Source organism: Bradyrhizobium sp. 192, assembly GCF_023100965.1.
In the GTDB taxonomy this organism is placed as follows: Bacteria; Pseudomonadota; Alphaproteobacteria; order Rhizobiales; family Xanthobacteraceae; genus Bradyrhizobium; species Bradyrhizobium symbiodeficiens.
The window spans coordinates 453,334-478,565 of record NZ_CP064690.1; the positions used below are offsets into that span (position 1 = coordinate 453,334).

Below are 25,232 nucleotides of genomic sequence, written 5' to 3' on the forward strand. Positions count from 1 at the left end.
CCCCATGAGCGGGGCCTTTGTTCACACCATCTTCGACGTCCTGGCCTGGCTGGCGGCGGCGGCGGCCGTCTACTGGCTGTCGCGGCAGCGCCTGCAGTTTCCGGCGCAATCCTTCGAGCTGCCCTATATCGCGGCGCTGGTGTTCGGCGCGGGCCTCGGGGCCTATCTGTTCGGCTCCGCCAATCTGTGGCTGTCGGGCGAGAGCGGTATTGCCCGCTCGGTCGAGGGCGCGATCGCCGGCGGCATCGTCGCGATCGAGCTCTACAAATGGTCCGCGGGGATCGCCGCGCGGACCGGCGCGCGCTTCGCGCTGCCGCTGGCGCTCGGCATCGCGACCGGCCGGCTCGGCTGCTACTTCGCGGGCCTCGACGATTTCACCTATGGCACGCCGACCGCGCTGCCCTTCGCCCATGATTTCGGCGATGGCATTCCGCGCCATCCCGTGCAGCTCTACGAGAGCGCAGCCATGGCGGTCTTTGCGCTGCTCTATGTGCTGGCGGTCTTGAACCGGAATGCCTTTGTGATCACCAATGGTTTCTACCTGATTCTCGTCTATTATGGAGCGCAACGCTTTCTGTGGGAATTCCTGAAGCCCTACGGCACGCTGATCGGCCCCTTCACCCTGTTTCACCTGCTGTCGCTGTCCATTTTGCTCTACGCCGGCGTCATGCTGGCGACGGCGCCCAAAGCGAGACCCATGCATGAACGCGCCGTTGCGTAAGTCGCGGCCCTATATTTTCTGGGGGCAGACCCAATCTCTTTGCGAGACCTGCCTGAAGCTGGTGCCGACCAAGATCCAGATCCTGGACAACGAGGTCTGGTACGAAAAGCGCTGCCGGGAGCACGGCGTCCAGTCGACGCTGGTGTCGACGGATGCCGCCTATTGGCGCCTGTGCAAGGATTTCATCAAGCCCGGCGACCGGCCGCTGCAATTCCAGCAGCGCACGGAATTCGGCTGTCCCTATGATTGCGGTCTCTGTTCCGACCACGAGCAGCATTCCTGCCTGGCGCTGATCGAGATCACCGAGCACTGCAATCTGACCTGCCCGGTCTGCTTTGCAGACTCCTCGCCGGCACGAACGAAATTCACCCCGCTCGCGACGGTGGAGAAGATGCTCGACGCGCTGGTCGCGAGCGAAGGCGAGCCAGATCTCGTGCAGATCTCCGGCGGCGAGCCGACGCTGCATCCGGATTTTTTCGAGATCCTGGACGCGGTGCGGGCCCGCCCGATCCGCCACGTCATGATCAACACCAACGGACTGCGCATCGCGCGCGAGAGGGATTTCGTGGCGCGGCTCGCCGAGAACAAGCGCGGGCTGGAGGTCTACCTCCAGTTCGATTCGCTGCAGCGTGACGCGCTGATCGACCTGCGCGGCGCGGATTTGCGAAAAATCCGCCAGCAGGCGCTAGAGAATCTCGAGCATTTTGACGTGTCGACGACGCTGGTCGCGACCATCAAGCGCGGCGTCAATGATGCCGAAATCGGCGATATCGTCCGCCACGCGCTGACCTGGACATGCGTGCGCGGCGTCACCCTGCAGCCGGTGCAGGACGCCGGCCGCAACGAGAACTTTGACAAGAATACCGACCGCATCATGCTGTCGGAGATCCGCAAGCGCGTGATCGAGACCGGCGTGTTCCGCGACAAGGACATGATCCCGCTGCCCTGCAATCCCGAAAGCATCTCGATCGGCTACGGCCTGCGCAACGGCGAGAAGGTGCTGCCGCTAACCTCGCTGATCCCGCAGGAGCAGCTGGTCGCGGTGATGCCCAACACCATCAGCCCGGAGAAATATCCGGTGCTGCGGGAGAAGTTTGTCGATCTGTTCTCGCTGTCGTCGGGGCCGCTGAACACGAGCGAGCGCGTCTGCGAACTGCTGTGCTGCCTGCCCAGCTTTCAGGTGCCGGAAGGCCTCGCCTACGAGAACGTCTTCCGCGTCACCATCGTGCAGTTTCTCGACCGCTTCAATTTCTGCGTCGGCAACGTCAAGCGCAGCTGCATCCATTTCGTGACGGAGCGGGGCGCGATCATTCCGTTCGACACCTACAATCTGTTCTACCGAAACGGAAAGATCGACGGCATCCGCGCCGCGCTTGCCGCGCAGGCGAGTGAAGGGGTCCTGCAGGCATGAGCATCAGCGACACACCGCCACCGGCGCCCCCGGGTCCGCCTCCTGCGCCGACGGAAAAGCGCAGCGGCTGCCTCACCGCGCTGATGGCGATTTTCGGGATCATGCTGCTGCTGCCCGGGATCTGCGCGGTGCTGTTCGGCGGAATTTCGATATCCGACAGCGGCAAGATCGCCTCCGACATCGCGCCCCTGGTCTTTTTGGGCCTGGTCGTGGGGATCGGAGGGGTCGCCCTGATCTGGGCAGCCGTCAAGGGACGGCGCGGTTAGGCCGGTCTTCTCCTAACCCCCGGAGATTCCCGGACAAAATTCGATCAACCAACGGGCAAAGAACACATTGTTTTTTGGCCGTTTTTGCATATATTGCGCCGCAACGCGTAGGCTGCCCGGTCGATATGGCCGGGCTTCCTTTTTGGGCGGAAAGCGCCCCGTTTCCAGTCTTCCAGCGTTGTTTCGAGAAGAGGTCCCGGTCCGACCGGCGAGATCGCGCTTAACCCATTGTTCGAACGTAAAGAAGCTCACTCATGAACCTCCGCAACGTCGCCATCATCGCTCACGTCGACCACGGCAAGACGACCCTCGTCGACAAACTCCTCCAGCAGTCCGGCACGTTCCGCGAGAACCAGAAGGTGACCGACCGTGCCATGGACTCCAACGATCTGGAGCGCGAGCGCGGCATCACCATCCTGGCCAAGGCGGCCTCGGTGCAGTGGAAGGACACCCGCATCAACATCGTCGACACGCCCGGCCACGCCGATTTCGGCGGCGAGGTCGAGCGCATCCTGAACATGGTGGATGGCGCCCTGGTGCTGGTGGATGCCGCGGAAGGCCCGCTGCCGCAGACCAAGTTCGTGGTCTCCAAGGCGCTCAAGGTCGGCCTCAAGCCGATCGTCGTCATCAACAAGGTCGACCGCCCCGACGCACGCCCGACCGAAGTCATCAACGAGGTGTTCGACCTGTTCGCGGCGCTCGACGCCAGCGAGGAGCAGCTCGACTTCCCGATCCTCTACGGGTCGGCCAAGCAGGGCTGGATGGCCGACAGCCCGGAGGGTCCGAACGACAAGGGCATGGAGCCGCTGTTCGACCTGATCCTGCGCCACGTCGCCCCGCCGACGGTGGAAGAGGGTCCGTTCCGCATGATCGGCACCATTCTCGAAGCCAATCCCTATCTCGGCCGTATCATCACCGGCCGCATCTCCTCCGGCGTGCTCAAGCCGAACCAGCAGGTCAAGGTACTCAACGCCGAGGGCAAGCTGGTCGAGACCGGGCGCATCACCAAGATCCTGGCCTTCCGCGGTCTCGAGCGCACGCCGCTCGATGAGGCCGAAGCCGGCGACATCGTTGCCATCGCGGGCCTCACCAAGGGCACCGTCGCCGACACGTTCTGTGATCCGACCGTCGAGGTGCCGCTGCCGGCGCAGCCGATCGATCCGCCGACCGTGTCGATGTCGTTCATCGTCAACAACTCGCCGCTCGCCGGCACCGAAGGCGACAAGGTGACGAGCCGCATGATCCGCGACCGCCTGTTGCGTGAAGCCGAAGGCAACGTCGCGCTGCGCGTCGTCGAAGCTTCCGACAAGGACGCGATGGAAGTCTCGGGCCGCGGCGAATTGCAGCTCGCGATCCTGATCGAGACCATGCGCCGCGAAGGCTTCGAGCTCTCGGTGTCGCGTCCGCGCGTCGTGTTCCAGAAAGACGAAGCCACCGGCGCCACCATGGAGCCGATCGAGGAAGTCGTGATCGACGTCGACGAGGAGCATTCCGGCGTCGTCGTGCAGAAGATGAGCGAGCGCAAGTCCGAGCTGGTCGAGATGAAGCCGTCCGGCGGCAACCGCCTCCGCCTGGTGTTCTACGCTCCGACCCGCGGCCTGATCGGCTACCAGGGCGAACTGCTCACCGACACCCGCGGCACCGCGATCATGAACCGCCTGTTCCACGGCTACGCGCCGTACAAGGGCGAGATCCAGGGCCGCCGCAACGGCGTGCTGATCTCCAACGACCAGGGCGAAGCGGTGGCCTACGCCATGTTCAAGCTGGAAGACCGCGGCCCGATGATGATCGAGCCGGGCTGGAAGGTCTACAAGGGCATGATCGTCGGCGAGCACACCCGCGACAACGACCTCGAGATCAACGTGCTCAAGGGCAAGCAGCTCACCAACATCCGCACGACGTCGAAGGACGAAGCGGTGCGCCTGACCCCGCCGATCCGCATGACGCTGGAAAAGGCGCTCGCTTATATCGAGGACGACGAGCTCGTCGAGGTCACGCCGAAGTCGATCCGCCTGCGCAAGAAGCACCTCGACCCGAACGAGCGCAAGCGCGCCGAAAAGTCCAAGGAAGCGGTGGCGTAAGACCAGCGCTCTCGTGCCCCGGACGTAGCGCCTTAGGGTGGGCAAAGCGCAAGCGTGCCCACCACTTGAAGTTTTGATCGACAGTGGTGGGCACGGTGCAGAGCGCCTTTGCCCACCTCGCAAATCCGCTTTCTGAAATGCCGGATCACCCGCTCTCGTGCGCGGGCGCGCCGCACGAGCAATGACATTTCTGTGCTGTCGTTAGCGCGCATTACAGACGTGCTATAGCTCACCCATGAGTTCCCTCCCTTCCTCAGTCGACGTCGCGATCATCGGTGCCGGTGCCGCCGGCCTCGGCGCCGTGCATGCGTTGCAGGGCTCGGGCCTCTCCGTGATCGTGCTGGAGGCGCGTAACAGGCTCGGTGGCCGCGCGTGGACCGTGCAGGCCTCGCCCGAGGTCATCTTCGATGTCGGCTGCGGCTGGCTTCACTCGGCCGACAGGAACTCTTTCGTCGCCATCGCCAAGCGCTTGGACTTCGCGCTCAACACCGACCTGCCGCCTTGGCGCGATCGTGCCTTTGGCGAGGTGTTTCCGGAACGAGAGCGCGACGAGTTCGCGCGCGAGATTGACGCGTTCTACGACCGCGTCAGCGAGGCTGCGGAAGCGGGCGTGGATGCGCCGGCCGAGCGATATCTCGAGCCGGGCAATCGCTGGAACCCGATGATCAATGCCGTCTCGACCTATGTGAATGGCTGTGAGCTCGATCGGGTCTCGATCCTCGACATGGACGCTTACGAGGACACCTATTTCAATTGGCGCGTCCGGGCCGGGTATGGTGCGCTGATCGCTGCCTATGGCGCCTCCTGCCCCGTGGTGCTGAACTGCAACGTCTCGCTGGTCGACCATTCCGGCAGGCGAATTCGGATCGAGACGTCGTCGGGCACGCTCACTGCGGACAAGGTGATCGTCACGGTGCCGACCAACCTGATCGCGGACGAAGCCATCCGCTTCTCGCCGCCGTTGCCGGCCAAGGTCGATGCTGCGGCTGGCCTGCCGCTCGGCGTCGACGACAAGGTGGTGCTGGCGCTGGAGGACGCAGAAGCCTTTCCAAAGGAAGGCAATCTGCGCGGCGCGACCATGCGCACCGCAATGGGCACCTACCATATCCGCCCGTTCGGCCAGCCCTGCATCGACGGCTTTTTCGGCGGCACCTTTGCGCGCGAACTGGAGGACGCCGGCGAGGGCGCCTTCGCCGCGCAAAGTATCGATGAAATCGCGGACTATCTGGGCAACGACATCCGCCGCAAGCTGAAGCCGCTCGCAGAGTCGCGCTGGGGCCACGACCCCTTTGCGCGCGGTGCCTATTCGCATGCGCTGCCGGGCCATGCGGGAGATCGCGCCGCGCTGGCCGCGCCGGTGGATGGCCGGCTGTTCTTCGCCGGGGAAGCGACGTCGCCGAATTTCTTCACGACGGCGCATGGAGCGCGGGACAGCGGGGAACGGGCGGCGAAGGAAGTACTGGCGGCTTTGCTCAGGCCGTAGCCACAAGCGCCGTCATTGCGAGCGCAGCGAAGCGATCCGGGCTGTCGCCGCGGAAAGATTCTGGATTGCTTCGTCGCTTCGCTCTTCACGGTGACAAGGAGGCACTATTCAAGCACTCGCGCCTGCAACTCCGCATCGGGGACGAAGCACGCGTCATACTTCCCGAAGATGCGATAGCGGTTGTGCGCGACAAGGCTATAGACAAAATCGCGCAGCGGTTTCGGCACCGCGAATAGCGCGCGCGCCCAGTTCCAGCCACGCAACTGCGACAGCACCGTCAGCGCGGCGTCCGACTTCATGAACACCTCGCCGCCATGAAGAACGGCGTTGGTGTCGGGGTCCTCCGGATCAATCTCAAATGTCCGCGCGAGCCGGGCTCCATACTCCGACTGGACCGGCGTGAAACGAAACCGCTTCGCCGTATCGCGCGCAGCGACGAACCGCACCCAGCGCGAGCAGAAGATGCAGACGCCGTCATACAGGATCACGTCATCATCGGGCCACTTGCTCATCAGCGGTTGTCCTGTCGCTTCACAGGCGTCACAGGCAGGTTCAGCACGCGATCGAGTTCGGTCCTCGCTGCGTCGACGCCGGCCTCACTGTCGATCATCCAATGCCCCTCGCTGCCGACGGCCGGCAAGGTGTGGAAGTCGACCTTGCCGCCGCTGCCACGAAACGCATCGGCCAGCGCTCTCGAGAATGCCGGCACAAAATAGCTGTCATTGGTCGCAACGAGCCATGTGACGGGAATCCGCGCGCCCTTGCCAAACTCGGTCGCGGCCGCAAGAAGCGTGTGCTTCGCGCAGATCCGGTTCGGCTCGTCGTTGGCGTGGCCGCCACGCCCCGGCGCAAACGCGATGATGGCCGAGATCGCCTTCGGATCGACATTGGCGAGCGCCAGCGCACCCCAGCCGCCGGCGGAATGGCCGAGCACGATCGCGGCATCCTTGCGAATGAAATCCTGCTTTCGCAAGAACTCCAGCGCGAGCCGGATTTCCTCGGCCGTTGCACGGCCCGAACGCGCATAGTCCGCCTCATCACAGCCGCCCTGGTCCTCGACATAGCGGCCGCCGGTCGCACCATGGCCGAGCCGCTCCGGCACCAGCACGGCAAAACCGCGCGCGACGAGAAAGGCGGCGAGCGGACGGTATTCCGGCTGCGGCATTTGCGCTCGACGCAAGGTATTCTGCGTCGAGGCGTGCGCGACGACCGCAAGCCGGAACGGACCTGCACCAGTGGGGCGAAACAGCAGGGCACGCGCAGCAATATCGGTATCCGGCGACGGCACGAGCCACGTTTGTCGGCGAAACGGTTCGCCCTCCTCGCCCGATGGGCCAAACGTGACCTGGGCGCACAGAGGCGCAGTCGACAAGGCCAGCAGAGCCAGGAGCGCTAGGATGATGTTGAGAAGCCGCATGAATGGCCGGAGGCGAGAACAGCGACAATCAGACTAGTCGGAACGAATCAGTATCGGCAGACTTTCTGCGTTGCCATTGCCGCTCATTCGTTGCCGCAGAGGGAGTTTTGCACCGACGCGTGGCACGCCGGTGCCATTCGAGTCGGCGTCTTGTCTTTTTTCGATACAACATGGTTAGGAACTGATGCACAAAATCCACACGTTAACCGATAATTAACGATAGGTCTTGCCGCCGGCGCGGCGACTTGGTTTGATTGCGCCCATGAGCACAACCCTGATCGAGGTCCGGCCGGCCAAAGCTGCAGATGCAACTGCGGTGGCGTCAACTCATGACGAAGCCTGGCGCTCGGCCTATCAGGGCATTATTCCCGGCGCCGAGCTGGAAAAGCTCATCAACCGCCGCGGCCCGCAATGGTGGGACAGTGCGATCCGCAAGGGTAGCCGCGTCAGCGTGCTGGTGTTCGGCGACAAGATCGCAGGCTACGCCAATTACGGCCGCAACCGCGCCCGCAGCCTGCATTTCGACGGCGAGATCTACGAGCTTTACCTGCGCCCCGAATTCCAGGGCCTTGGTTTCGGCCGCCGCCTGTTCGCCTCTGCCCGCCGCGACCTGATGCAGAGCGGGCTGAAGAGCATGGTGGTGTGGGCGCTCTCGGACAACGACCCTGCGACCGAGTTCTACCGGGCGCTGGGGGGCCGTATGGTGGCGCGCTCCTCGGAGCGATTCGGGCCGAAGTCGCTCGACAAGGTTGCCTTCGCCTGGACCAATTGAGCTGCTGAAAGCTTATCCGGCAGCGTTTCCCGTCCGTCGATACCGTTGCCTTTGAGCCGGTGATCTCCGGATTCATTATTTCACAAGAACACGATGGATCAGCGGGCCAAGCCCGCGTATGACAGCGCCAAAATCGCTGCCGGGCGCGATTTACCCTCGGCAACAACGGAGCCTTCAATGCGTATCGATGCGATCTCGATCGGGAAAAACGTACCACACGAAGTCAACGTCCTCATCGAAGTCCCCGTGGGCGGCGAACCGATCAAGTACGAGATGGACAAGGAAGCCGGCACGCTGGTGGTCGACCGTTTCCTCTACACGCCCATGCGTTACCCCGGTAACTACGGTTTCATTCCGCATACTTTGTCGGATGACGGCGACCCCTGCGACGTCCTGATCATCAACACCCGCGCCATCATTCCCGGCGCCGTCATGAGCGTGCGCCCGGTCGGCGTGCTGTTCATGGAAGACGAAGCCGGCGGCGACGAGAAGATTCTGGCGGTGCCGTCGTCGAAGCTGACGCAGCGCTACGACAAGGTGAAGTCGTATTCCGACCTGCCCGACATCACGCTGCAGCAGATCCAGCACTTCTTCGAGCACTACAAGGATCTCGAGAAGGGCAAATGGGTGAAGATCCTGCGCTGGGGCGGCCCGGAGGACGCGCACAAGCTGATCCTCGAAGGCATGGATCGCGAGAAGAAGAAGAAGGGCTGAGCCTCTGGGCCCCGGCTCAGCAGCGCACCGCTGAAGAAGCGCTGCGCTGCGTCCGGGGCACGAGAGTTCAGCTACACCGCCGGCTTCGGTAGCTCGGCAATCGCGCAGGCCGCACGCAGCGTGTTGACCAGCAGGCACGCCACGGTCATCTGGCCGACGCCCCCCGGCACCGGTGTGATCGCGCCGGCAACTCCAAGCGCTTCTCGATAGGCGACGTCGCCGACGAGGCGCGTCTTGCCGTCTTCTTTGGGTATCCGGTTGATGCCGACGTCGATTACGGTCGCGCCCGGCTTCAGCCAATCACCGCGCACCATCTCGGGCCTGCCGACCGCGGCATAGACGAGATCGGCCTGCTTCACGAGGCCGGGCAGGTCGCGCGATCGCGAATGCGCGATCGTCACCGTGGCGTTCTCGTTCAGCAGCAATTGCACCAACGGGCGGCCGACCAGGTTGGAGCGGCCGATGACGATGGCGTTCATGCCTTCCAGCGAGGCGTGCACGCTCTTGGTCAGGATGATGCAGCCGAGCGGCGTGCAGGGCGACAGTGCCTCGAAACCGCCGGCGAGCCTGCCGGCATTGTTCGGATGCAGCCCATCGACGTCCTTGGCGGGGTCGATGGCGTTGACGACGGCTTCGGTGTTCAGCCCCTTCGGCAGCGGCAGTTGCACCAGAATGCCGTGCACGGCCGGATCGCGGTTGAGCTTTGCGACCAGCGCCAGGAGATCTGCCTGCGAGACGTCGGCCGGCAGCTTGTGCTCGAACGAGGCCATGCCGGCGGCCTGGGTCTGGGTGTGCTTGGAGCGGACATAAACCTCGCTGGCGGGGTCGCTGCCGACCAGCACGACCGCCAGGCCGGGCACCAGATTGTGCTCGCGCTTGACGCGGGCGACCTCCTCGGCGACGCGGGCCCGAAGTTCCGCGGCGATGACTTTTCCATCGATGATCTCAGCGGTCATGTCAGTTCCCTCAGTCTTTCGATTGGGCCGAGACCAGCTGGCGCAGGGCTTCGCCGAGCCGTGCCGGATCGCCATCGACCGCGATCAGCTTCAGCCGCGAGGTGGCGCCGGACAGGAGCTTGACGCCGGCCTTGGGGACGCCCAGCGATTTCGCCAGCAGGATCAAAACGGCCTTGTTGGCCTCGCCGCCATCGGCGATGGCGCGCACCCGCACCTTGAGCACGCTGCGGCCGTCAGAGAGCTGTTCGATCCCGTCGATGCCGTCGCGGCCGCCGCGCGGCGTCACCCGCAACGCGATGCTGATGCCTGCGGCCGAATAACGCCAGGGTTCCTTACAAGCTTCGTTGGCAACCAAGGGCTCCAGCCCGCTCAGACCACGTTCGGGTAGATGTAGTACAGGATCACCCGCTCGATGAACATGATGAGCAGGATCAGGATGATCGGCGAGATGTCGAGACCGCCGAGGCTGGGCAGGAAATTGCGAATCGGCGCCAGCACCGGCTCGGTGATCCGGTACAGGAACTCCGCCACCGCCGACACGAACTGGTTGCGCGTGTTCACGACGTTGAAGGCGATTAGCCAGGACAGGATCGCGGAGGCGATCAGCAGCCAGACGTAGAGGTCGAGCACGATGATGACGATGTCGAGAACGGCACGCATGATTTGAAAGACTCTGGCTTTTGAAGACTCTGACTATCGAACTCTGGCTGCGGTCGGATTGACGCCTTTTGCTAGATATCGGTTCCCCCCCGCCCAAACAAGGGAAGTCGGTGCCCCGAATGGCTAAAACCGCCTTACACCCGTCCTTGACTTGACCTTGGCGGGGACTTAAATGGCGCCCGGTTGTCGGCCGCATTCACCAGAGTGGCCAGCAAACGGGGCCATAGCTCAGCTGGGAGAGCGCGTCGTTCGCAATGACGAGGTCGGCGGTTCGATCCCGCCTGGCTCCACCACGCTTCGCCCTTCGGGCTACGCGTGGCGCAGCCACGAGGAGCCCGAAGGGTGAAGCGTGGTGTCCGGCGAAGCCCGAAGGGCGAAGCCGGGCTAGCTCCTCAGCCGTCCCCTACCTCCCCGTAAACCGCGGCGGCCGCTTCTCCATGAAGCTCGCGACCCCCTCCCGGAAATCGCTACCAGCCAGCGCCACCATCATCTCCCGGTTGGCCTCGATCGTTGCCTCCGCCAGCGTCTGGAACGGCACCTCGTAGAGCTGGCGCTTGATTACGCCCATTGCGCTCGGCGAGACGAAATCGGCGAGGTCGCGCGCATAGGCATAGGTCTCCTCGCGGAGTTTTTCGGGCGAGCAGAGCCGGTTCACCAGGCCGATCCGCAACGCCTCGTCGCTCGGCACGCGCCTTGCCGATAGCAGCAGATCCATCGCGTTGGCGTGGCCGACGATGCGCGGCAGCATCCAGCTGATGCCGTGCTCGGCAATCAGGCCGCGCCGCGCGAAGGCGGTCGTGAACACGGTGTTATCGGCGGCAAAGCGCAGGTCGCAATAAAGCGCGTGCACGAGGCCGATGCCGGCCGTGGCGCCATTGAGCATGGCGATCACAGGCTTCTTGATCGACGGATAGAAACCGTAGCGCGTCTGCCAGTCCGGGCGCCGGTTCATGTCGAACGGAGGCAGATTCGTTGCGCGCCTGACGTCTTCGGGGTCGAGCCCCTTCAGCGCATCCATGTCGGCGCCGGCACAGAAGGCGCGGCCCGCGCCGGTGAGGATGATGACGCGGACATTGTCATCATAGCTCGACGCCTCCATTGCGTGGCGTACGTCGCGCTCCATGGTCGGCGTCCACGCATTCATGCGGTCGGGGCGATTGAGCGTGATGGTCGCGATCTTGTCGCTCACCTCATAAAGAATGTGCTCGTAGGCCATGACGCTCTCCCTTTGTCTTCCGGCACGCATTGGTGTGCGCTCGTTGGCAGAGAGCCTAGCATATCCAGGGAAGAGGCAAGGGCTTGCGCCAAGGACCTGCGCGAAGGCGCAATTACTCGGCGGCCTGCGCCAGCACCGCACGGCGCGCCAGCCAGCCATTCATGAAATGGTCGAGCCAGGCGCGCTCTGCGGCGTCGTACACGGCACGATCGGCGAAGTGATGATGCCGCTGCCGCGCACCGGGCGCGCTGAAGCCGTCATAGCCGCGCGTGGTCCAGCGATGCATCATCGCGTAGGTCACGTCGGGATGAAACTGAACGCCGAAGGCATTGCCGGCACGGAATGCCTGTACCGGGAAATCGTCGCCTTCTGCCAGCAGCTCCGTGCCGACCGGCAGCTCGAAGCCCTCGCGATGCCAGTGATAAACTTGGGCCGGCCAGGCCGGGCAGAGCGCGTGGCCCGCGGCTGTGGGCCGGATCGGGTAGTAGCCGATCTGGGTCAGGGCGTCGGCATGCGGGGCGACGCGCGCACCGAGCTGCATCGCCAGCATCTGGGCCCCAAGGCATATGCCGAGAAACGGCCGCTGCTCGCGGAGCGGAATTTCGATCCAGTCGATCTCGCGGCGGATGTAGTCATCGGGATCGTTGGCGCTCATCGGCCCGCCGAAGATCACGGCGCCGGCATGCCGGTCGAGCGTCTCGGGCAGGGGATCGCCGAAGCGCGGACGGCGGATATCGAGGCGATGGCCGAGCGCACGGAGCGCGTTGCCGACACGGCCCGGCGTCGAGGATTCCTGGTGCAGGATAATCAGAACCGGCAATAGGGTTTCAGAGGTGGCGGCGCCTGGCGTCCTTCTCGGGAAGGGCACCAATTCTGCGCCAACAAACCTGTTCGTCCGGAACGACATGGCCTCTGCGAGTGCTATCAGTTCAGACCGCCAGCATAACTAAGCGATCGTTAATTTCGTGTGAGTTCGCGCACACATCAAAACCGAAGCAAGCTCCGGGCCAATACGGGCGCTTCGAGACCTAATGCCTCTGCCTCTGGAACCGACTGGTGGCGGCCAGGATGAAGCCCCGCGGGAAGAAGCGCAGCGCAAAGGGCACAATCTTGATGCCGAGACCGGGCAGCACTGCCCGTTTGTTGGCCATCAGGCCACGATAGGCCTCCCGTGCAACCTCGGCGGCCGAAACATTGAGAAGCGCCGTATCATGTCCGGAGCCGACGCCGGCACGCGCCTGGAATTCGGTGGGCACGGGACCCGGGCAAAGCACGGTGACGCGAACGCCGCGCGGCGCGAGCTCGGCCCGGAGCGCTTCGGTGAAGGAAATCACGTAGGCCTTGGACGCATAATAGACGGCCATGCCGGGACCGGGCAGGAAGCCTGCGACCGAGCCGACATTGAGAAGACCGCCCTTGTTCCTGATGAGCTGATCGGCGAAGCGCAGCGACAAATCCGTCAGAGCCCGCACGTTGACGTCGACAATCCCGACCTGCTCGCCGCGATCGCGCTCGATGGCATCGCCGAACACACCGAAGCCGGCATTGTTGACGAGGTGATCGAGCTCGACGCCTTCGGCGGCCAGCGCCGCCGCGATCGTCTCGCCGGCGCCGGGGTTCTCGAGATCGCAGGCAATCACGATCGGCTTCCTGCCGCCCTTGGCGGCGAGCTCGTTCGCGAGCGCCTCCAATCGATCCGCGCGCCGCGCCGTCAACGCGAGGCGATGTCCATTGGCGGCAAACACGCGCGCCAGCTCCGCACCTATGCCCGCCGAAGCACCGGTGATCAACGTTACCCGCTCGGTCACGATAGAAGTCTCTCGAATTGAAGTTCTTGGCCCCGCAAGTTCCTGGCCCCGCAATAGCGGAACGAGAGCACAAGCCGTGCGCGACAGGCAAGCGGCGTCGGCCGCATGGCCGCTTGAGCGGGCGACAGGGGGAGCAGGAAACCGGGTATTTACGGATAAATCCGGAGCCGGACGGGCGACACCTACATTAAAGTTTCGCCATGTGGTCAGCACAACCGGCCATCCGGCGGTTTGCGCGGATCAGCCGCCGACGGCGCTGTCCTTCACCTGACCAGCGGCGCGCTCAGCCACCGCATGCTTCAGGTCGATCCGGTCGCGCTGGGAGATTCCGAGCAGGTCGGAGGCGCGCCAGACGACGTTGTCTTCGAATTCGGAGACCTGGCCGTCGGCATAGACCAGCTCCCACATCATCCGGACGATGCGCTTGCGGCCCTCTTCGTCGAGCGAGCGCATGATGACACTGGTGAAGTGATAGAGGTCCACCGCCTCACCCTCGACCTGGGTGGCGTCCGCAATCAGGCGATCCGCAGTGCCGCGATCGAGCCCAAAATGGCTTTCGATCAGGCTGTGCAGCTTGCGCTGCTCACCCGCGCTCGGCTGGCCGTCCAGCGAGACCACGTGGACCAGCAGTGCGGTGGCAGCCAACCGATAATCGCTGTCACCGAAGGTGCGGTTCTGGTCGTGGGGAGCGACAATGTCGGCGATGAATTGGCGCAGGCCGTCGAGCATAAGGTCCTACCGAAATTGATACAGCCGCGAAGCGCGGCCGCTACCAGCATTATATGAGCAGGAAACTCAACCGGCGCAACGTGCGGCAGTTCCGCGCGCTGCATTACGTTTCCGCAATCTCGGTTGCCTCATTCACCGTCATGGCTGGCCTATTCCAGGGCGGCTTGGAGCCGCCATCGACCATCCCTCAAGGAATCTCGTACACCACCATCTTGTCGGCGATGCCGCGCAATGCGGCCTGCTTCTGGATCGGCCTGATCTCGCGCTGCTTCAGCACTTCCGCCACGGCCGGCGCATCGAGCACCGGGCCGGTGATGTGGATCTCCTGCGCGGTCGACAGGCTCTGCACGCGGGCGGCGATGTTGACGGTCTGGCCGAAATAATCCTGCCGCTCGTTGAGCATCACCGCGAGGCAGGGGCCTTCATGGATGCCGATCTTGACGATGAGATCGTCGGTGCCGCGCCGCTTGTTGAGCTCGTCCATCGCCGCGCGCATCCGCAGGCCCGCGACGATGGCGTGCTCGGGCCGGACGAAGGTCGCCATCACCGCATCGCCGATGGTCTTCACCACCGCGCCCTTCTCGGAGGAAATGATCTCGAGCAGCGCCTGGAAATGCGCACGCACGAGATCGAACGCGGCGAGGTCGCCGACGCGCTCGTAGAGCGCGGTCGAGCCCTTCAGATCGGTGAACAGGAAGGTCAGCGACGTAATCTGGAGCCGCTGATCGAGACTGAGATTGTCCGCCTTGAACACATCGCGAAAGGTCTGGTTCGACAGCATCCGCTTGGCGGTGAGGAACGGCTTGCGCTTGCCGATCAGATGGTGGAGCGCTTCGGCAGCGATGAACACCGACGGCAGCACGCGCACGCCGGCCTGGTTCTCCAGCGACAGCCGCAGCGGGCCGGGCCGCATCGTCGTGGTCCCCGTCGGGGCCTGCACCTTGTTGTACATGATGGCGAGCTGCTGACGGTCCCTGGTCGGCTCGCCCTGGACGTCGATGAAATGGGCGGCGTGCGTCACCGGCTCGAAAATGATGACGAAGTCACCAGGCAGTTGCAGCGACATGGTCGCCTTCTCGCCGGCCGGCAGCTCCATCGTATCCAGCGTCACCTCGTTCGCCAGCGTCGCGAACGAGTCCTTGTTGAAGTCGACGCCGGAGCTCCAGAACACCTGCTTGAAATACTCCCACACCGGAAGCATATCGGGGTCGTGCGCCGCGATGCGCCGGACCCGCGGATTCACGGTGAAGGAGACCTCGACCTGATCGTCGACGGAGGCCTTGTAGCCGCAAGCGCAGAGCGCGCAGTGATAGTCGTCGGGCTTGAGCGCCTTCAGCGTCGTATGCGCGCCGAGCACGCCGCCGCAACCCGGACATAGCACATTCCAGCCGAGATCGAACAATCCGAGCCGCGCCGCATGCAGGAAGGCCGAGATCGCGTGTTCTTCGTCGACGGCATGCTGCGTGGCGAAGTCGAGGACATTGACGCGGTTGAGCTCGTGATCCTCGCCATCCTCGATCAGACGCGCAATCGCATCGACCACCTTGGCGTCGGCGGTCTGCTTGAGAACGGAAAACTGGGCCTGAATGTCGCTCATGGCGGGACTCTATCTAGGGTGGATCACGCCATCGGCCAGACGAGGAGCCTGTCACCGACGTGTGATGCGGAACATGGGTGAGTGGTCCGGCTGCGTCGTGACGACGCCCAGCGGGATCACGGGATTCGCCTGGTCGGCGAGCTCGACCCGGAACGCGCCGATCAGCCGGGCCAGCGCCAGTACGGATTCGGCTTGCGCGAACGGCGCGCCGATGCAGACGCGCGGCCCTGCGCCGAACGGCAAATAGGCGAAGCGGTCCGGCGCCTCCGCCGACATGAAGCGCTTTGGAATGAACGCGTTCGGCTGATCCCACAGCTTCTCGTGCCGATGCAGCAGCCATGGCGCGATCATGATGATGTCGCCCTTGCCGATCTCGATTCCGGCCGCGTTGTCCTTTTCGCGTGCGGCACGCGCGACCAGGAAGGCCGGAGGATAGAGCCGCATGGTCTCGTCGATCAAGGCACGGGTGAGTTTCTGCCGGTCGATGTCGGCCATGCTGTCGAGATGCTCGCCGCTCGTCTCGGACGCCACTTCCTCCTGCGTATCAGGATCGAGCGCGAGCAGATAGAGCGCCCAGAACAGCGCCGTCGCCGTGGTCTCGTGACCCGCCAGGATCATGGTCGCGACCTCGTCGACGAGCTGCTCGTCGGAAAAGCCCTTGCCGGTTTCCGGATCGCGCGCCGCGTCCATCAGATCGAACAGGTCACGCGGCGGCGCGCCGTCCTTCTTGCCGGCAGAACGCCGCTCGGCGATCAACATCGCGACGAATTCGGTCCAGCGCTTGCGGAAGCGGGCGCGGGCAAAATCCATCGGGCTCGGCCACGACACCGGCAGCAGCATGTCGAGGAAGTAGGGCCGTCCGAGCCGGGACGCATATTCCATGATGAAATTGCGCAAGGTCGCGCCGTGCCGGTCCATGCCGAACGAGAACATCGTGCGTCCGGCGATCTCCAGCGTCATCCGCTGCATGATTTCGCGCAGATCGACCGGCGCGCCCGTCTGCGTATCGAGCTTGGCAATGGTCTCGTCGAGCACCGCCGTCATGTGCGGCACGAGGTTGGCGGTGGCGCGCGGGGTGAAGGCCGGCGCGAGCGTGCGGCGCTGGAACGTCCATGAGTGACCTTCTGCGATCAGAAGACCATCGCCCAGCACGGGACGCAGCATGCGGATGCCCGCCGGCGTGCGCGTATAGTTCTCGTAATTGGTGAGCAGGACGTGCCGGATTGCATCCGGCTGGTTCAGGATGAAGCTGTTGTGGAGGAAGAAGCGCCCCTTGATGACGTCTTCCTCATAGGCGGGCTGCCCCCACGTCGCGATCATGTTGTGCCGGATCACGGCAAGCCGGCCGAAGAAGGACATGTCGTCGGGCGCACGCGGGGGCGCCGGAGGGATGATGGGCCTGCGCACGCTGGCGATGTTCATGGCTCTCTCCCGATATGACGCAGGCAAATAGCTAGTAAGTCAGCTCGGCAATCGCAATCCTGTTCTCCGGGGCAGGCCAGGCACGCGCCACAATTCGTTCTTCGCCGAACTCGGCCACGATGTTGCGCCCAACGCCGCCGGCGGGAAGCCGCAGGGTTGCTGCCGAATCCGTGGGCACGCCCGGCTTGACGTCCGCCGGCTCCTTTCCGTCGAGCAGCACCACGTCCCGCGGCAGGCCGAAATAGCCCCTCGGCCGCGACATGATCACGACAGCTCCTGCGTCCTTGTCAGCAGGCCCGAGCGGACGCGCGGCGCGCAAATGCACGACGTCGGAAGAACGCGGGAAAGGCGAGCGGTAGATATGCGTCGTCGGCGCGTCCGGCGATGTCAGCACGAATTCAAGCGACCAGGCGGGATCGACCTGCGCCGGCCCCCAGCGGCCATCGGCACCGGTCTTCGCGCTGTGCAGCGCACCGCCGTTGCGCTCTCCGGTTTCAGGATCGACACGAAAGATATCGACGGTTGCGCCCGTCACCGGGCGATTGGTCGGCACGCCGCCCGGCGTCCCCGTGACGAGGCCGCTCAGCCGCACGCTTGGGTCCGGCACGATCGCAATGCGCGCGGGCTCGCGGCCCGCGATGAATTTGTAGATCTCGCGGAAGGCGCGCGGATGGAACGCCACCTCGCGATGGTCGAGCGCGCCGAGCACCAGATTGGTGGCGCCCTTCAGCTCGGGTCCTTCGACGGTGACACCGGTCGACGTGCCGGGCTTGCCGATGAAACGGCCGTCGGCCTGGGCGTATTTGTCCATGCCATCGCTGCGCAAGGTGAGGAAGGCGACACCCGGCGTCACCTCGCTCTCGCCCTCGTTCAGGCCGCGCAGGAATACGCCGCGGCCGTTGAACTCGTTGTTGGGCTGGTCGTCGGTGGCGAACACGCCGTGATTGGGCGTGCCGCACAAGACGGCATGGCTGACATCGCCGGCGCCGCCGTTCTTGATCACGTTGCGGATCGCGTAGCCGCCGCGCGAGCTGCCGACCAGCGCCACGCGAGGCGCACCCGTGCGGCGCTTCAGTTCCGCGATCGCAGCGGCAAGCTCGCGGCGCTGGTCCTCGGTCGAGGATCGGTTCGCCTGCTCGACCTTGTCGTCGGTGCGCGCATTGGGATCGGTGAAATTGATCGCCATCATGCGATCGCGCGCGATGCCGTTGGATTCCATCCGCCACAGCGTCGTCATCCAGAGCGCGTCGTAGTCGCCATTGCCGTGGACGAACAGGATCGGCGGCACCTCGGTGCCCGGCGCCGCGGCGGGCGCAGATTGGGCCCATGCGCCCGTCCGCAAGCTCGCAATTGCGAAAGGCAAGCTGCCCGCCCCTTGCAGGATCGTCCGTCGCGACAGCTTCATATGTTCCTCCCGGCAAACCGCCTCTTTGCACCGCTTATAGCGGCCTAACCACTGGACAGCGAATGACTTTCGCAGGCATCACTGAATTTGCCGGAATCGCCCGGGATCACTCCAAGACCATTTCCCAAGACCATCTCCCAGGACCATTTCCGAAGACCATTTCTGCCAGCCCGTTTGGAAGGGGATATGACCGAGCAGACGAACCGCCAGAAAATCGCCGCCGACGGCATTACCGCGCCTCTGCGGTACACCGTGTTCCGGCGCATCTGGCTCGCCAGCCTGCTCTCCAATCTCGGCCTCCTGATCCAGGGCGTCGGCGCGGCCTGGGCGATGACGCAGATGGCTGCCTCGGCGGACAAGGTGGCGCTGGTGCAGACCGCCTTGATGCTGCCGATCATGCTGATCTCGATGCCGGCCGGCGCCATCGCGGACATGTATGACCGCCGCATCGTCACCCTGGTCTCGCTGATGGTTGCACTCACCGGCGCGACCGCACTGACGGTGCTGGCCGGGTTCAATCTCATCACCCCGGAGACGCTGCTCGCCTTCTGCTTCGTGGTGGGCAGCGGCAATGCGCTGTTCGGCCCGGCATGGCAATCTTCGGTCAGCGAGCAGGTGCCGCCCGACGCGCTGCCTTCGGCCGTTGCGCTGAACGGCATCAGCTACAACATCGCGCGCAGCTTCGGTCCCGCGGTCGGCGGCGTCATCGTCGCCGCGCTCGGCGCGGTGGCCGCTTTCGCCTGCAACGCGATCCTCTATCTGCCGCTGCTGGTGGTGCTGTTGCTGTGGCGGCGCAACACCGAGCCCTCGCGGCTGCCGCGGGAGAAGCTCAACCGCGCCATGGTGTCGGGCTTCCGCTACATCACCAATTCACCGCCGATCAAGATCGTGCTGCTGCGCACGCTGGTGATGGGCCTGATCGGCGGCGCCATCATGGCGCTGATGCCGCTGGTCGCGCGCGACCTCTTGCATGGTGGTGCACAGACCTACGGCATCATGCTCGGCGCCTTCGGCATGGGCGCCGTCGTCGGCGCGCTCAACATCCACGAATTGCGCAAGCGCATGAGCGGCGAGGCCGCGATCCGTGCGTGCACCATCTCGATGGCGTTCGCGATGGCCGCCCTCGCAGTGAGCACGGAACCGGTGCTGACGGCAGCTGCGCTGGTGCTGGCCGGCGCGGTCTGGATGGCCGCGGTGGCGCTGTTCAATATCGGCGTGCAGCTGTCGGCGCCGCGCTGGGTCGCCGGCCGCTCGCTCGCGGCGTTCCAGGCCTCGATTTCCGGCGGCATCGCGATCGGTGCCTGGGGCTGGGGCCATCTCACCGACTATGCCGGCGTCGAGGTCGCGCTGCTGACGGCGGCAGGCCTGATGCTGGTCTCGCCGCTGCTCGGGATCTGGCTCACCATGCCGCGCGTCGGCGCCCGCAACGAGGACGCTGACGTGCTCGCCGATCCCGAGGTCAAGCTCTCGATCACCGGCCGCAGCGGGCCGCTCGTGGTGGAGATCGAATACCGTGTGTCCCAGGAGAACGCGCGCGCCTTCCACAACGTGATGCAGGACGTACAGCTCTCGAGGCAACGCAACGGCGCCTATGGCTGGTCGATCGCACGCGACATCGCCGATCCGGAATTGTGGACCGAGCGCTATCACTGCCCGACATGGTTCGACTATCTGCGCCAGCGCAACCGCTCGACCCAGTCCGAACGCGCGCTGCACCAGGAGGCGATCGCTTTCCACGTCGGTCCCGAGCCGGTGCGGATCCGCCGCATGCTCGAGCGTCCGTTCGGTTCGGTGCGCTGGAAGGAAGAGACTCCGGATCGTGCCAGTGCCGAGGTGCTGCCGGTGGTCGCGAGCGCCGCGGGAAGCAGCACATAGGTTCTTCGCTACGGAAATTACTACTGCCCGTGCTCCTTGAGCACCTTGTCGCAGCCCTTGCTGAGTCGGGCGCGGTTCTCCTTCAGGCAGGCGAGCACAGCGCCATCGCCATTGTTCATCACGGCGCGGCAGAAGCGGGTGACGTCGCGCGCGCAGGCATCGTGGCCCGGCTGCTGCGCGGATGCGACCGATGCGCCGAGGAGCAAAGGAAGAATGAAAAGAAATCTGGTCATCGCGTAATGCCTCTTGCCCGGACGAACGTGCGGGCGAAGCTAGTGCGACGATCCCTCAGCCGCAACGGCTTTGTTGTCGGGCTGAAATGGCGCCGCCGCGTTGCCCCGGCTCGATGCCGGGGCCTGTCGCGAGGGGAGCCAACCGACGCAAGACCGTGTTGCGTGCTGTTACTGGCTGTCCTGGGCGTCAGCGACCTTGCGCGAAGCGCCCTTGGCGAGATCCTTGTCCATCACGGCGCGGCAGCCGGTGCTCAGATCCGCGCGATGCTTCTTCATGCACGCCGTGATCTTCGGGATGTTGGGGATTTCCGACGAGCACAGGCGGAAGGCGTCGCCGGTGCACTGCTGCTGCGCTTCGGCCGAGAACGCGAAGCTCGAGGTCGCCGAGACGAGCGAGACGATGGCGGCAAAGCCGAGGGCCAGGCTGGTGTCGCGGATACTGGCAGAGAAGGACTTGGTCAGAGACTTGGTCATTTGAAGCTCCCATTGGCGCCGTCACAACGGCACCCGTTGTTGATGGGAACGACGATGCTCCATCAAAACAGTTTCCACTGTGATGATGGTCACGCGAGCCCCCTCCTCTGTGACTTCGGTCACTTTGGAGCACCTCGCTGAAATTCCTCGGCAACCGTTGTCGTGTTGGTGTCACGTTAACTCTTCCTTCGCATTAATGGCTCGTCGCGCGGGAAATTCCGCTGGTTTGGTTGCGTGATTGGAAAGAGTAGCGATGCGTAATGCGTTGGGCCTGATGCTGGCCAGTGTAGTTGCGGCGGTCGTGATCGCCGCCGGCGGTTGGTTTTATTATTCCTCGCGCGCCGACCAGGCCGCTCCCAAGACAATTGCCGCCCGTGCCGCCGATCCATTGCCGGCACCGGCGAAGCTCGCGGCCAGGGATGACGTCGAGACCACCGCGACGATCGCGGCCAGGCCGACGGCCCTTGCTCAGGCGCCCGCGCCGGCCATGCCGGTTCAGCAGAAATCGACCTGCGCCAATCCGAACGCGCTGGGCGTCTCCCGCGTGGTCGAGATCGACACCACCGGCGGCCCCGGCTTCGGCTTCGATCATTTCAAGCAATTCGATTTCCTCACCGACAAGGAGGTCGTGCTGACCTTCGACGACGGTCCCTGGCCTGTGAACACGCCGAATGTGCTGAAGGCGCTCGCGGATGAATGCACCAAGGGCCTGTTCTTCTCGGTCGGCAAGCACGCGACCTATCATCCGGAAATCCTGCGCCAGGTGCTGGCCCAGGGCCATACGGTCGGCACGCACACCTGGTCGCACGTCAATCTGAACGGCAAGAAGATGACCGAGCAGATGGCCAAGGACGAGGTCGAAAAGGGCATCAGCGCGGTGAAATTCGCGCTCGGTGCCAACCCGGCGCCGTTCTTCCGCTTCCCGCAGCTCCAGCATAATCCGGCGATCGTGAGCTATTTCGGCACCCGCAACGTCGCGATGTTCTCGACCGACGTCGACTCCTTCGACTTCCGCAAGAGCGCGACGCCGGAGAAGATCGTCGAGACGGTGATGACCCGGCTCGACAAGCTCGGCAAAGGCATCATCCTGATGCACGACTTCCAGAAGAACACCGGCATCGCCCTGCCGACGCTGCTCGCGCGCCTCAAGGCTGGCGGCTACAAGGTCGTGCAGATGAAGGCCAAGACGACGCTCGCGTCGCTGCCGGAATATGACGAAGCGATCATGAAGGACATGAAGGTGCCGACCGCGAGCACCAACACGCGTCCGATCGGAAGCGTGGTGCAAACGGTGTCGCAGTAAACGCCATCGATCCAATCCAAGACTCTTGCGACCTGGCCGGGCATTTGCCCGGCCATTTGCTTTGAGCGAGCGGCTTACCATTAGATGCCGTGGCGGTGCAGCTCGCTGATGATGCGGCGCTCGGTCCAGCGCTTGGATTTCGGCTTGTCCGCACTTACCGTTTTCCTGGTGGCGGGCTTGGTCGTCGCGACCGGCGCCGGGGTGGGCGCGGGCGTCGACACCGCCGGAGCCGCCGGTGTGACCGTAGCGGCCGGTGCAGAGAGCGATACTGCCGGCGGACGATCGGAATATTTCGGCGCCTCCGCGGCTGGCGCAACTTCGCTCACCTGCGCGGTGGCGGCGGTCGGCGTGGTCAGCAGAGCAGGGGCCTGAGCGCCCGTCGCGGACAGCGACAGGCTGCGCGAGTCGCCTGCCTGGGCAGAGGCGGAAGCCAGGACCATGGCGGCAACCAGAATGATCTTACGCATGTGAAATCTCCCCGTGTTGGCGTGACCGCGACATTACGGGCAGGATGTTCGAGGTTAAGTGATCGGCCTCACATAAGCGCGCGCAATCTCGAACCGGCCGGCTGCGATCAACACCTGCGCCGATAGACCCGCAGCGTCACGTCCGGAAAGCTCATGCTGTCGAGCAGGCAGACGCCCTTGTCCGCGTCCATGCGCGCGATCAGCTCGTCGCCGACCCGCCGTCCGACCAGCGTGTGCTGGATCGAGTTCGAGACGACGAGGATGTCCGACTGCAGAAGCGCGTCTGCGGTGGCCGCTGCCGTTCGATGCAACATCTCGCCGCGGACGACGAAATTCATCCGCGCCTGCGCCAACATACAATTGAATGGTCGCGGGCGTGAACGGGTAGGACTCGAAAAACCGACATCGAGTATCGTAGAGACACTAGCATCGCGCGCAACGCGCCGGATGCAATGTCCGGGACCTTGGCTCTCTTCTTCGATCGGATGAAAACGGGACGCTGGTGCCGCAAGAGGGATTCGAACCCCCGACCCCGTCATTACGAATGACGGATCAAGGCCGGTCCCTCGCGGTCAGCAGAATACAATCGCAGACATCCTTCGTCGAAAAGATGTTTTATTTAAACTCGTTAAAGCGTTTTCTTCCCTTCTGTCCGGACAGGAGATGACAACCCTAGACACGCAAAAAACCTTACCCTACAGGAGGTGGGGTAAGGACCCGATCGAAAGGGGGAAGCATGATCAAGTCCAAATCGCTGACAGACGTCACGATCAGGAACCTGCAACCTGGCGACACCCGCCGGGAGGTTCCAGACCCCGGCGCACCAGGCCTGTACGTCGTTATCCAACCATCGGGCGTGAAGAGTTTCGCGGTCCGCTACACTCTCAAAGGGGGCAAGAGCAGCAAGCTTACGCTGGGCCGTTGGGTACCCCCGGGAGACCGGATCGAAGGCAAAGCGTCTGCGGAGCCAAAGGTTGGTGACGCCATGTCACTGGGCTATGCGCGCAAACTCGCCGCTGACGTGAGAATCAAGGTCCGGCAAGGCCGCGATCCGGCGGGCGAGAGGCGCGGGGTCAAGGAGGAACGACGGGCGGCCGAGGCAAATACCTTCAGGACCGTCGCCGATGAGTTTTTCAAGCGCAAATGTGGGATGAAGATCGACGCGAAGGGCAACGTCACCTTCGACACGATAAGAATGCGGAGCGGTGCAGCTTGGCACGCCACACTTGAGCGCCTTGTCTGTCCGGTGATCGGCGAAACACCGATTTCGGACATCAAGCGGAAGAAGCACATCACAGCATTGCTCGATAAGATCGAGGACGGAAGCGGGGCGGTCATGGCCGACCGCGTACTGGCGATCCTCCGCGCGATCATGAACTGGCACGCGACCAAGGACGAGGACTACGTATCACCGATCGTGCGCGGTATGGCCCGAACCAAGCCCAAAGAGCGCGCCCGGAAGCGGATCCTTACTGATGACGAGATCCGGGACGTCTGGACCGCGCTCGACAACGCCGACCTGCCGACGTGCTATCCAGCGTACATCAGATCGCTGCTGCTCACCGCCACACGTCGGAACGAGGCAGCCGACATGAGTTCGAGCGAGATCGAGGATGATCTTTGGACGATCCCTGGGGAGCGGTACAAGACCAAGCTAGATCACGTCGTACCATTGACCCAGCAGGTTCGGGTCCTGATCGGCGGCAAGCCTAATGGCACTAATTCGTCGTTCGTGTTCTCGACCACGGACGGCACCAAGCCGTTCAGTGGCTTCTCCAAGGCCAAGAAGGAATTAGACGCTGAGATTGCCAGGGTCCGGAAGCGGGAGGAACGGCTACCTATGCCGCGATGGACCTTGCACGATCTGCGGCGAACCGCGAGGTCGTTGATGAGCCGAGCAAAAGTGCCAGCCGATCATGCGGAGCGTGCAATTGGTCACGTCATTGGGGGTGTGCGCGAAACGTACGACCGATACGAATATCTTGATGAGAAGCGAGCAGCGTTCGAGGCGCTCGGAGATCTTGTCGATCTGATCGTCGATCCAAAAGCCAACAAGGTCATTCAGTTTCCCAAAGCCGTGGGAGCGCCGTGATGGCTGAGAACTCCACTCTGGCGGAAGCGCCAGCCGGATCGGTCGAAATAGGTGAAGGATAGATCAAGATCAGCCCGAGGCGCTCCAGTCGCGCAATGCGGTTTTGGAGAAATGATAGCCGGTGTGTTCG

Annotated in this window: 26 protein-coding genes and 1 tRNA gene; 11 read left to right on the plus strand and 16 right to left on the minus strand. The window is 64.1% G+C overall.

Going from position 1 to position 25,232, the window contains the following annotated elements; all coding sequences use genetic code 11:
• Window positions 1–4 precede the first annotated feature (4 nt).
• The 5 genes from IVB24_RS02125 to IVB24_RS02145 all read left to right on the plus strand — a co-directional run bounded on the left by IVB24_RS02125 (window position 5) and on the right by IVB24_RS02145 (window position 5,962).
• A complete protein-coding gene (locus IVB24_RS02125) occupies window positions 5–721 on the plus strand; it encodes a prolipoprotein diacylglyceryl transferase family protein (RefSeq protein ID WP_247771911.1) in 717 nt (238 codons plus the stop codon).
• Window positions 702–2,132 carry a radical SAM protein gene (locus tag IVB24_RS02130; RefSeq protein WP_247771912.1) on the plus strand — a complete coding sequence of 477 codons (1,431 nt, stop codon included), beginning with the start codon at window positions 702–704 and terminating at the stop codon, window positions 2,130–2,132. Before IVB24_RS02125 ends, IVB24_RS02130 begins: the two co-directional genes overlap by 20 nt.
• Window positions 2,129–2,398: a hypothetical protein gene (locus IVB24_RS02135; RefSeq protein ID WP_162406944.1), complete on the plus strand. Its 270-nt coding sequence runs from the start codon at window positions 2,129–2,131 to the stop codon at window positions 2,396–2,398. The genes IVB24_RS02130 and IVB24_RS02135 overlap by 4 nt, the downstream gene beginning before the upstream one ends.
• 254 nt (window positions 2,399–2,652) lie before the next feature.
• Window positions 2,653–4,479, plus strand: a complete 1,827-nt coding sequence (typA, locus tag IVB24_RS02140) for a translational GTPase TypA (RefSeq protein ID WP_094975909.1) — start codon at window positions 2,653–2,655, stop codon at window positions 4,477–4,479.
• A 235-nt stretch (window positions 4,480–4,714) separates the two neighbouring features.
• Window positions 4,715–5,962: an NAD(P)/FAD-dependent oxidoreductase gene (locus tag IVB24_RS02145; RefSeq protein WP_247771913.1), complete on the plus strand. Its 1,248-nt coding sequence runs from the start codon at window positions 4,715–4,717 to the stop codon at window positions 5,960–5,962.
• 104 nt (window positions 5,963–6,066) lie between these two features.
• Here the strand turns inward: IVB24_RS02145 and IVB24_RS02150 are convergent, their stop codons facing one another.
• A complete protein-coding gene (locus IVB24_RS02150) occupies window positions 6,067–6,474 on the minus strand; it encodes a thiol-disulfide oxidoreductase DCC family protein (RefSeq protein WP_247771914.1) in 408 nt (135 codons plus the stop codon).
• Entirely contained in the window at window positions 6,474–7,379 is a 906-nt protein-coding gene (locus IVB24_RS02155; RefSeq protein ID WP_247771915.1) for an alpha/beta fold hydrolase, read from the minus strand. The genes IVB24_RS02150 and IVB24_RS02155 overlap by 1 nt, the downstream gene beginning before the upstream one ends.
• Before the next feature lie 262 nt (window positions 7,380–7,641).
• On the opposite strand from IVB24_RS02155, the gene IVB24_RS02160 reads away from it, so the two are divergent.
• Both IVB24_RS02160 and ppa read left to right on the plus strand, forming a co-directional pair.
• Window positions 7,642–8,151: a GNAT family N-acetyltransferase gene (locus IVB24_RS02160; RefSeq protein ID WP_018318962.1), complete on the plus strand. Its 510-nt coding sequence runs from the start codon at window positions 7,642–7,644 to the stop codon at window positions 8,149–8,151.
• A 177-nt stretch (window positions 8,152–8,328) separates the two neighbouring features.
• Window positions 8,329–8,865, plus strand: a complete 537-nt coding sequence (gene ppa, locus IVB24_RS02165) for an inorganic diphosphatase (protein WP_018318963.1) — start codon at window positions 8,329–8,331, stop codon at window positions 8,863–8,865.
• A gap of 71 nt (window positions 8,866–8,936) precedes the next feature.
• Here ppa and folD read toward each other — a convergent pair whose 3' ends face one another.
• The 3 genes from folD to IVB24_RS02180 are packed head-to-tail and all read right to left on the minus strand — an operon-like array spanning window position 8,937 to window position 10,481.
• A complete protein-coding gene (folD, locus tag IVB24_RS02170; protein WP_247771916.1) occupies window positions 8,937–9,821 on the minus strand; it encodes a bifunctional methylenetetrahydrofolate dehydrogenase/methenyltetrahydrofolate cyclohydrolase FolD in 885 nt (294 codons plus the stop codon).
• Between the two features lie 10 nt (window positions 9,822–9,831).
• Window positions 9,832–10,176, minus strand: a complete 345-nt coding sequence (locus tag IVB24_RS02175; RefSeq protein WP_247771917.1) for a DUF167 domain-containing protein — start codon at window positions 10,174–10,176, stop codon at window positions 9,832–9,834.
• Window positions 10,177–10,190: 14 nt separating this feature from the next.
• Window positions 10,191–10,481 (minus strand): YggT family protein, encoded by a 291-nt coding sequence (locus IVB24_RS02180; RefSeq protein WP_094975914.1) that lies wholly within the window; start codon window positions 10,479–10,481, stop codon window positions 10,191–10,193.
• A 217-nt stretch (window positions 10,482–10,698) separates the two neighbouring features.
• Between IVB24_RS02180 and IVB24_RS02185 the strand changes: the two genes are divergently transcribed.
• Window positions 10,699–10,774, plus strand: a tRNA-Ala gene (locus IVB24_RS02185).
• Window positions 10,775–10,884: 110 nt separating this feature from the next.
• Here the strand turns inward: IVB24_RS02185 and IVB24_RS02190 are convergent.
• From IVB24_RS02190 to IVB24_RS02220, 7 genes are all read right to left on the minus strand, one after another.
• Window positions 10,885–11,697 carry an enoyl-CoA hydratase gene (locus IVB24_RS02190; RefSeq protein WP_247771918.1) on the minus strand — a complete coding sequence of 271 codons (813 nt, stop codon included), beginning with the start codon at window positions 11,695–11,697 and terminating at the stop codon, window positions 10,885–10,887.
• A 112-nt stretch (window positions 11,698–11,809) separates the two neighbouring features.
• The gene (locus tag IVB24_RS02195) at window positions 11,810–12,604 is read right to left on the minus strand and encodes a glutamine amidotransferase (protein WP_094975916.1); all 795 of its coding nucleotides are present in this window, start codon (window positions 12,602–12,604) and stop codon (window positions 11,810–11,812) included.
• Between the two features lie 121 nt (window positions 12,605–12,725).
• Window positions 12,726–13,505 (minus strand): SDR family oxidoreductase, encoded by a 780-nt coding sequence (locus IVB24_RS02200; RefSeq protein WP_247771919.1) that lies wholly within the window; start codon window positions 13,503–13,505, stop codon window positions 12,726–12,728.
• Between the two features lie 240 nt (window positions 13,506–13,745).
• Window positions 13,746–14,234, minus strand: a complete 489-nt coding sequence (locus IVB24_RS02205; protein ID WP_094975918.1) for a TerB family tellurite resistance protein — start codon at window positions 14,232–14,234, stop codon at window positions 13,746–13,748.
• Window positions 14,235–14,421: 187 nt separating this feature from the next.
• The gene (locus IVB24_RS02210; RefSeq protein ID WP_247771920.1) at window positions 14,422–15,831 is read right to left on the minus strand and encodes an adenylate/guanylate cyclase domain-containing protein; all 1,410 of its coding nucleotides are present in this window, start codon (window positions 15,829–15,831) and stop codon (window positions 14,422–14,424) included.
• 51 nt (window positions 15,832–15,882) lie between these two features.
• A complete protein-coding gene (locus IVB24_RS02215) occupies window positions 15,883–17,253 on the minus strand; it encodes a cytochrome P450 (RefSeq protein ID WP_247771921.1) in 1,371 nt (456 codons plus the stop codon).
• Between the two features lie 31 nt (window positions 17,254–17,284).
• The gene (locus tag IVB24_RS02220; protein ID WP_247771922.1) at window positions 17,285–18,658 is read right to left on the minus strand and encodes a hydrolase; all 1,374 of its coding nucleotides are present in this window, start codon (window positions 18,656–18,658) and stop codon (window positions 17,285–17,287) included.
• 186 nt (window positions 18,659–18,844) lie between these two features.
• Here IVB24_RS02220 and IVB24_RS02225 point away from each other — a divergent pair, with 186 nt between their 5' ends.
• Window positions 18,845–20,533: an MFS transporter gene (locus IVB24_RS02225; RefSeq protein WP_247771923.1), complete on the plus strand. Its 1,689-nt coding sequence runs from the start codon at window positions 18,845–18,847 to the stop codon at window positions 20,531–20,533.
• Between the two features lie 20 nt (window positions 20,534–20,553).
• Here IVB24_RS02225 and IVB24_RS02230 read toward each other — a convergent pair whose 3' ends face one another.
• Window positions 20,554–20,766 carry a cysteine rich repeat-containing protein gene (locus tag IVB24_RS02230; protein ID WP_094975923.1) on the minus strand — a complete coding sequence of 71 codons (213 nt, stop codon included), beginning with the start codon at window positions 20,764–20,766 and terminating at the stop codon, window positions 20,554–20,556.
• 168 nt (window positions 20,767–20,934) lie between these two features.
• A complete protein-coding gene (locus tag IVB24_RS02235) occupies window positions 20,935–21,240 on the minus strand; it encodes a hypothetical protein (protein ID WP_247771924.1) in 306 nt (101 codons plus the stop codon).
• A 253-nt stretch (window positions 21,241–21,493) separates the two neighbouring features.
• Between IVB24_RS02235 and IVB24_RS02240 the strand changes: the two genes are divergently transcribed.
• Window positions 21,494–22,543 (plus strand): polysaccharide deacetylase family protein, encoded by a 1,050-nt coding sequence (locus IVB24_RS02240; RefSeq protein ID WP_247771925.1) that lies wholly within the window; start codon window positions 21,494–21,496, stop codon window positions 22,541–22,543.
• An 80-nt stretch (window positions 22,544–22,623) separates the two neighbouring features.
• Here IVB24_RS02240 and IVB24_RS02245 read toward each other — a convergent pair whose 3' ends face one another.
• Both IVB24_RS02245 and IVB24_RS02250 read right to left on the minus strand, forming a co-directional pair.
• Complete coding sequence (locus IVB24_RS02245; protein ID WP_247771926.1) at window positions 22,624–23,010, minus strand: hypothetical protein; 387 nt, start codon at window positions 23,008–23,010, stop codon at window positions 22,624–22,626.
• Window positions 23,011–23,117: 107 nt separating this feature from the next.
• Window positions 23,118–23,348 (minus strand): hypothetical protein, encoded by a 231-nt coding sequence (locus IVB24_RS02250; RefSeq protein ID WP_247771927.1) that lies wholly within the window; start codon window positions 23,346–23,348, stop codon window positions 23,118–23,120.
• Between the two features lie 398 nt (window positions 23,349–23,746).
• Between IVB24_RS02250 and IVB24_RS02255 the strand changes: the two genes are divergently transcribed.
• Window positions 23,747–25,102 carry a site-specific integrase gene (locus tag IVB24_RS02255; protein ID WP_247771928.1) on the plus strand — a complete coding sequence of 452 codons (1,356 nt, stop codon included), beginning with the start codon at window positions 23,747–23,749 and terminating at the stop codon, window positions 25,100–25,102.
• Window positions 25,103–25,232: the final 130 nt, after the last annotated feature.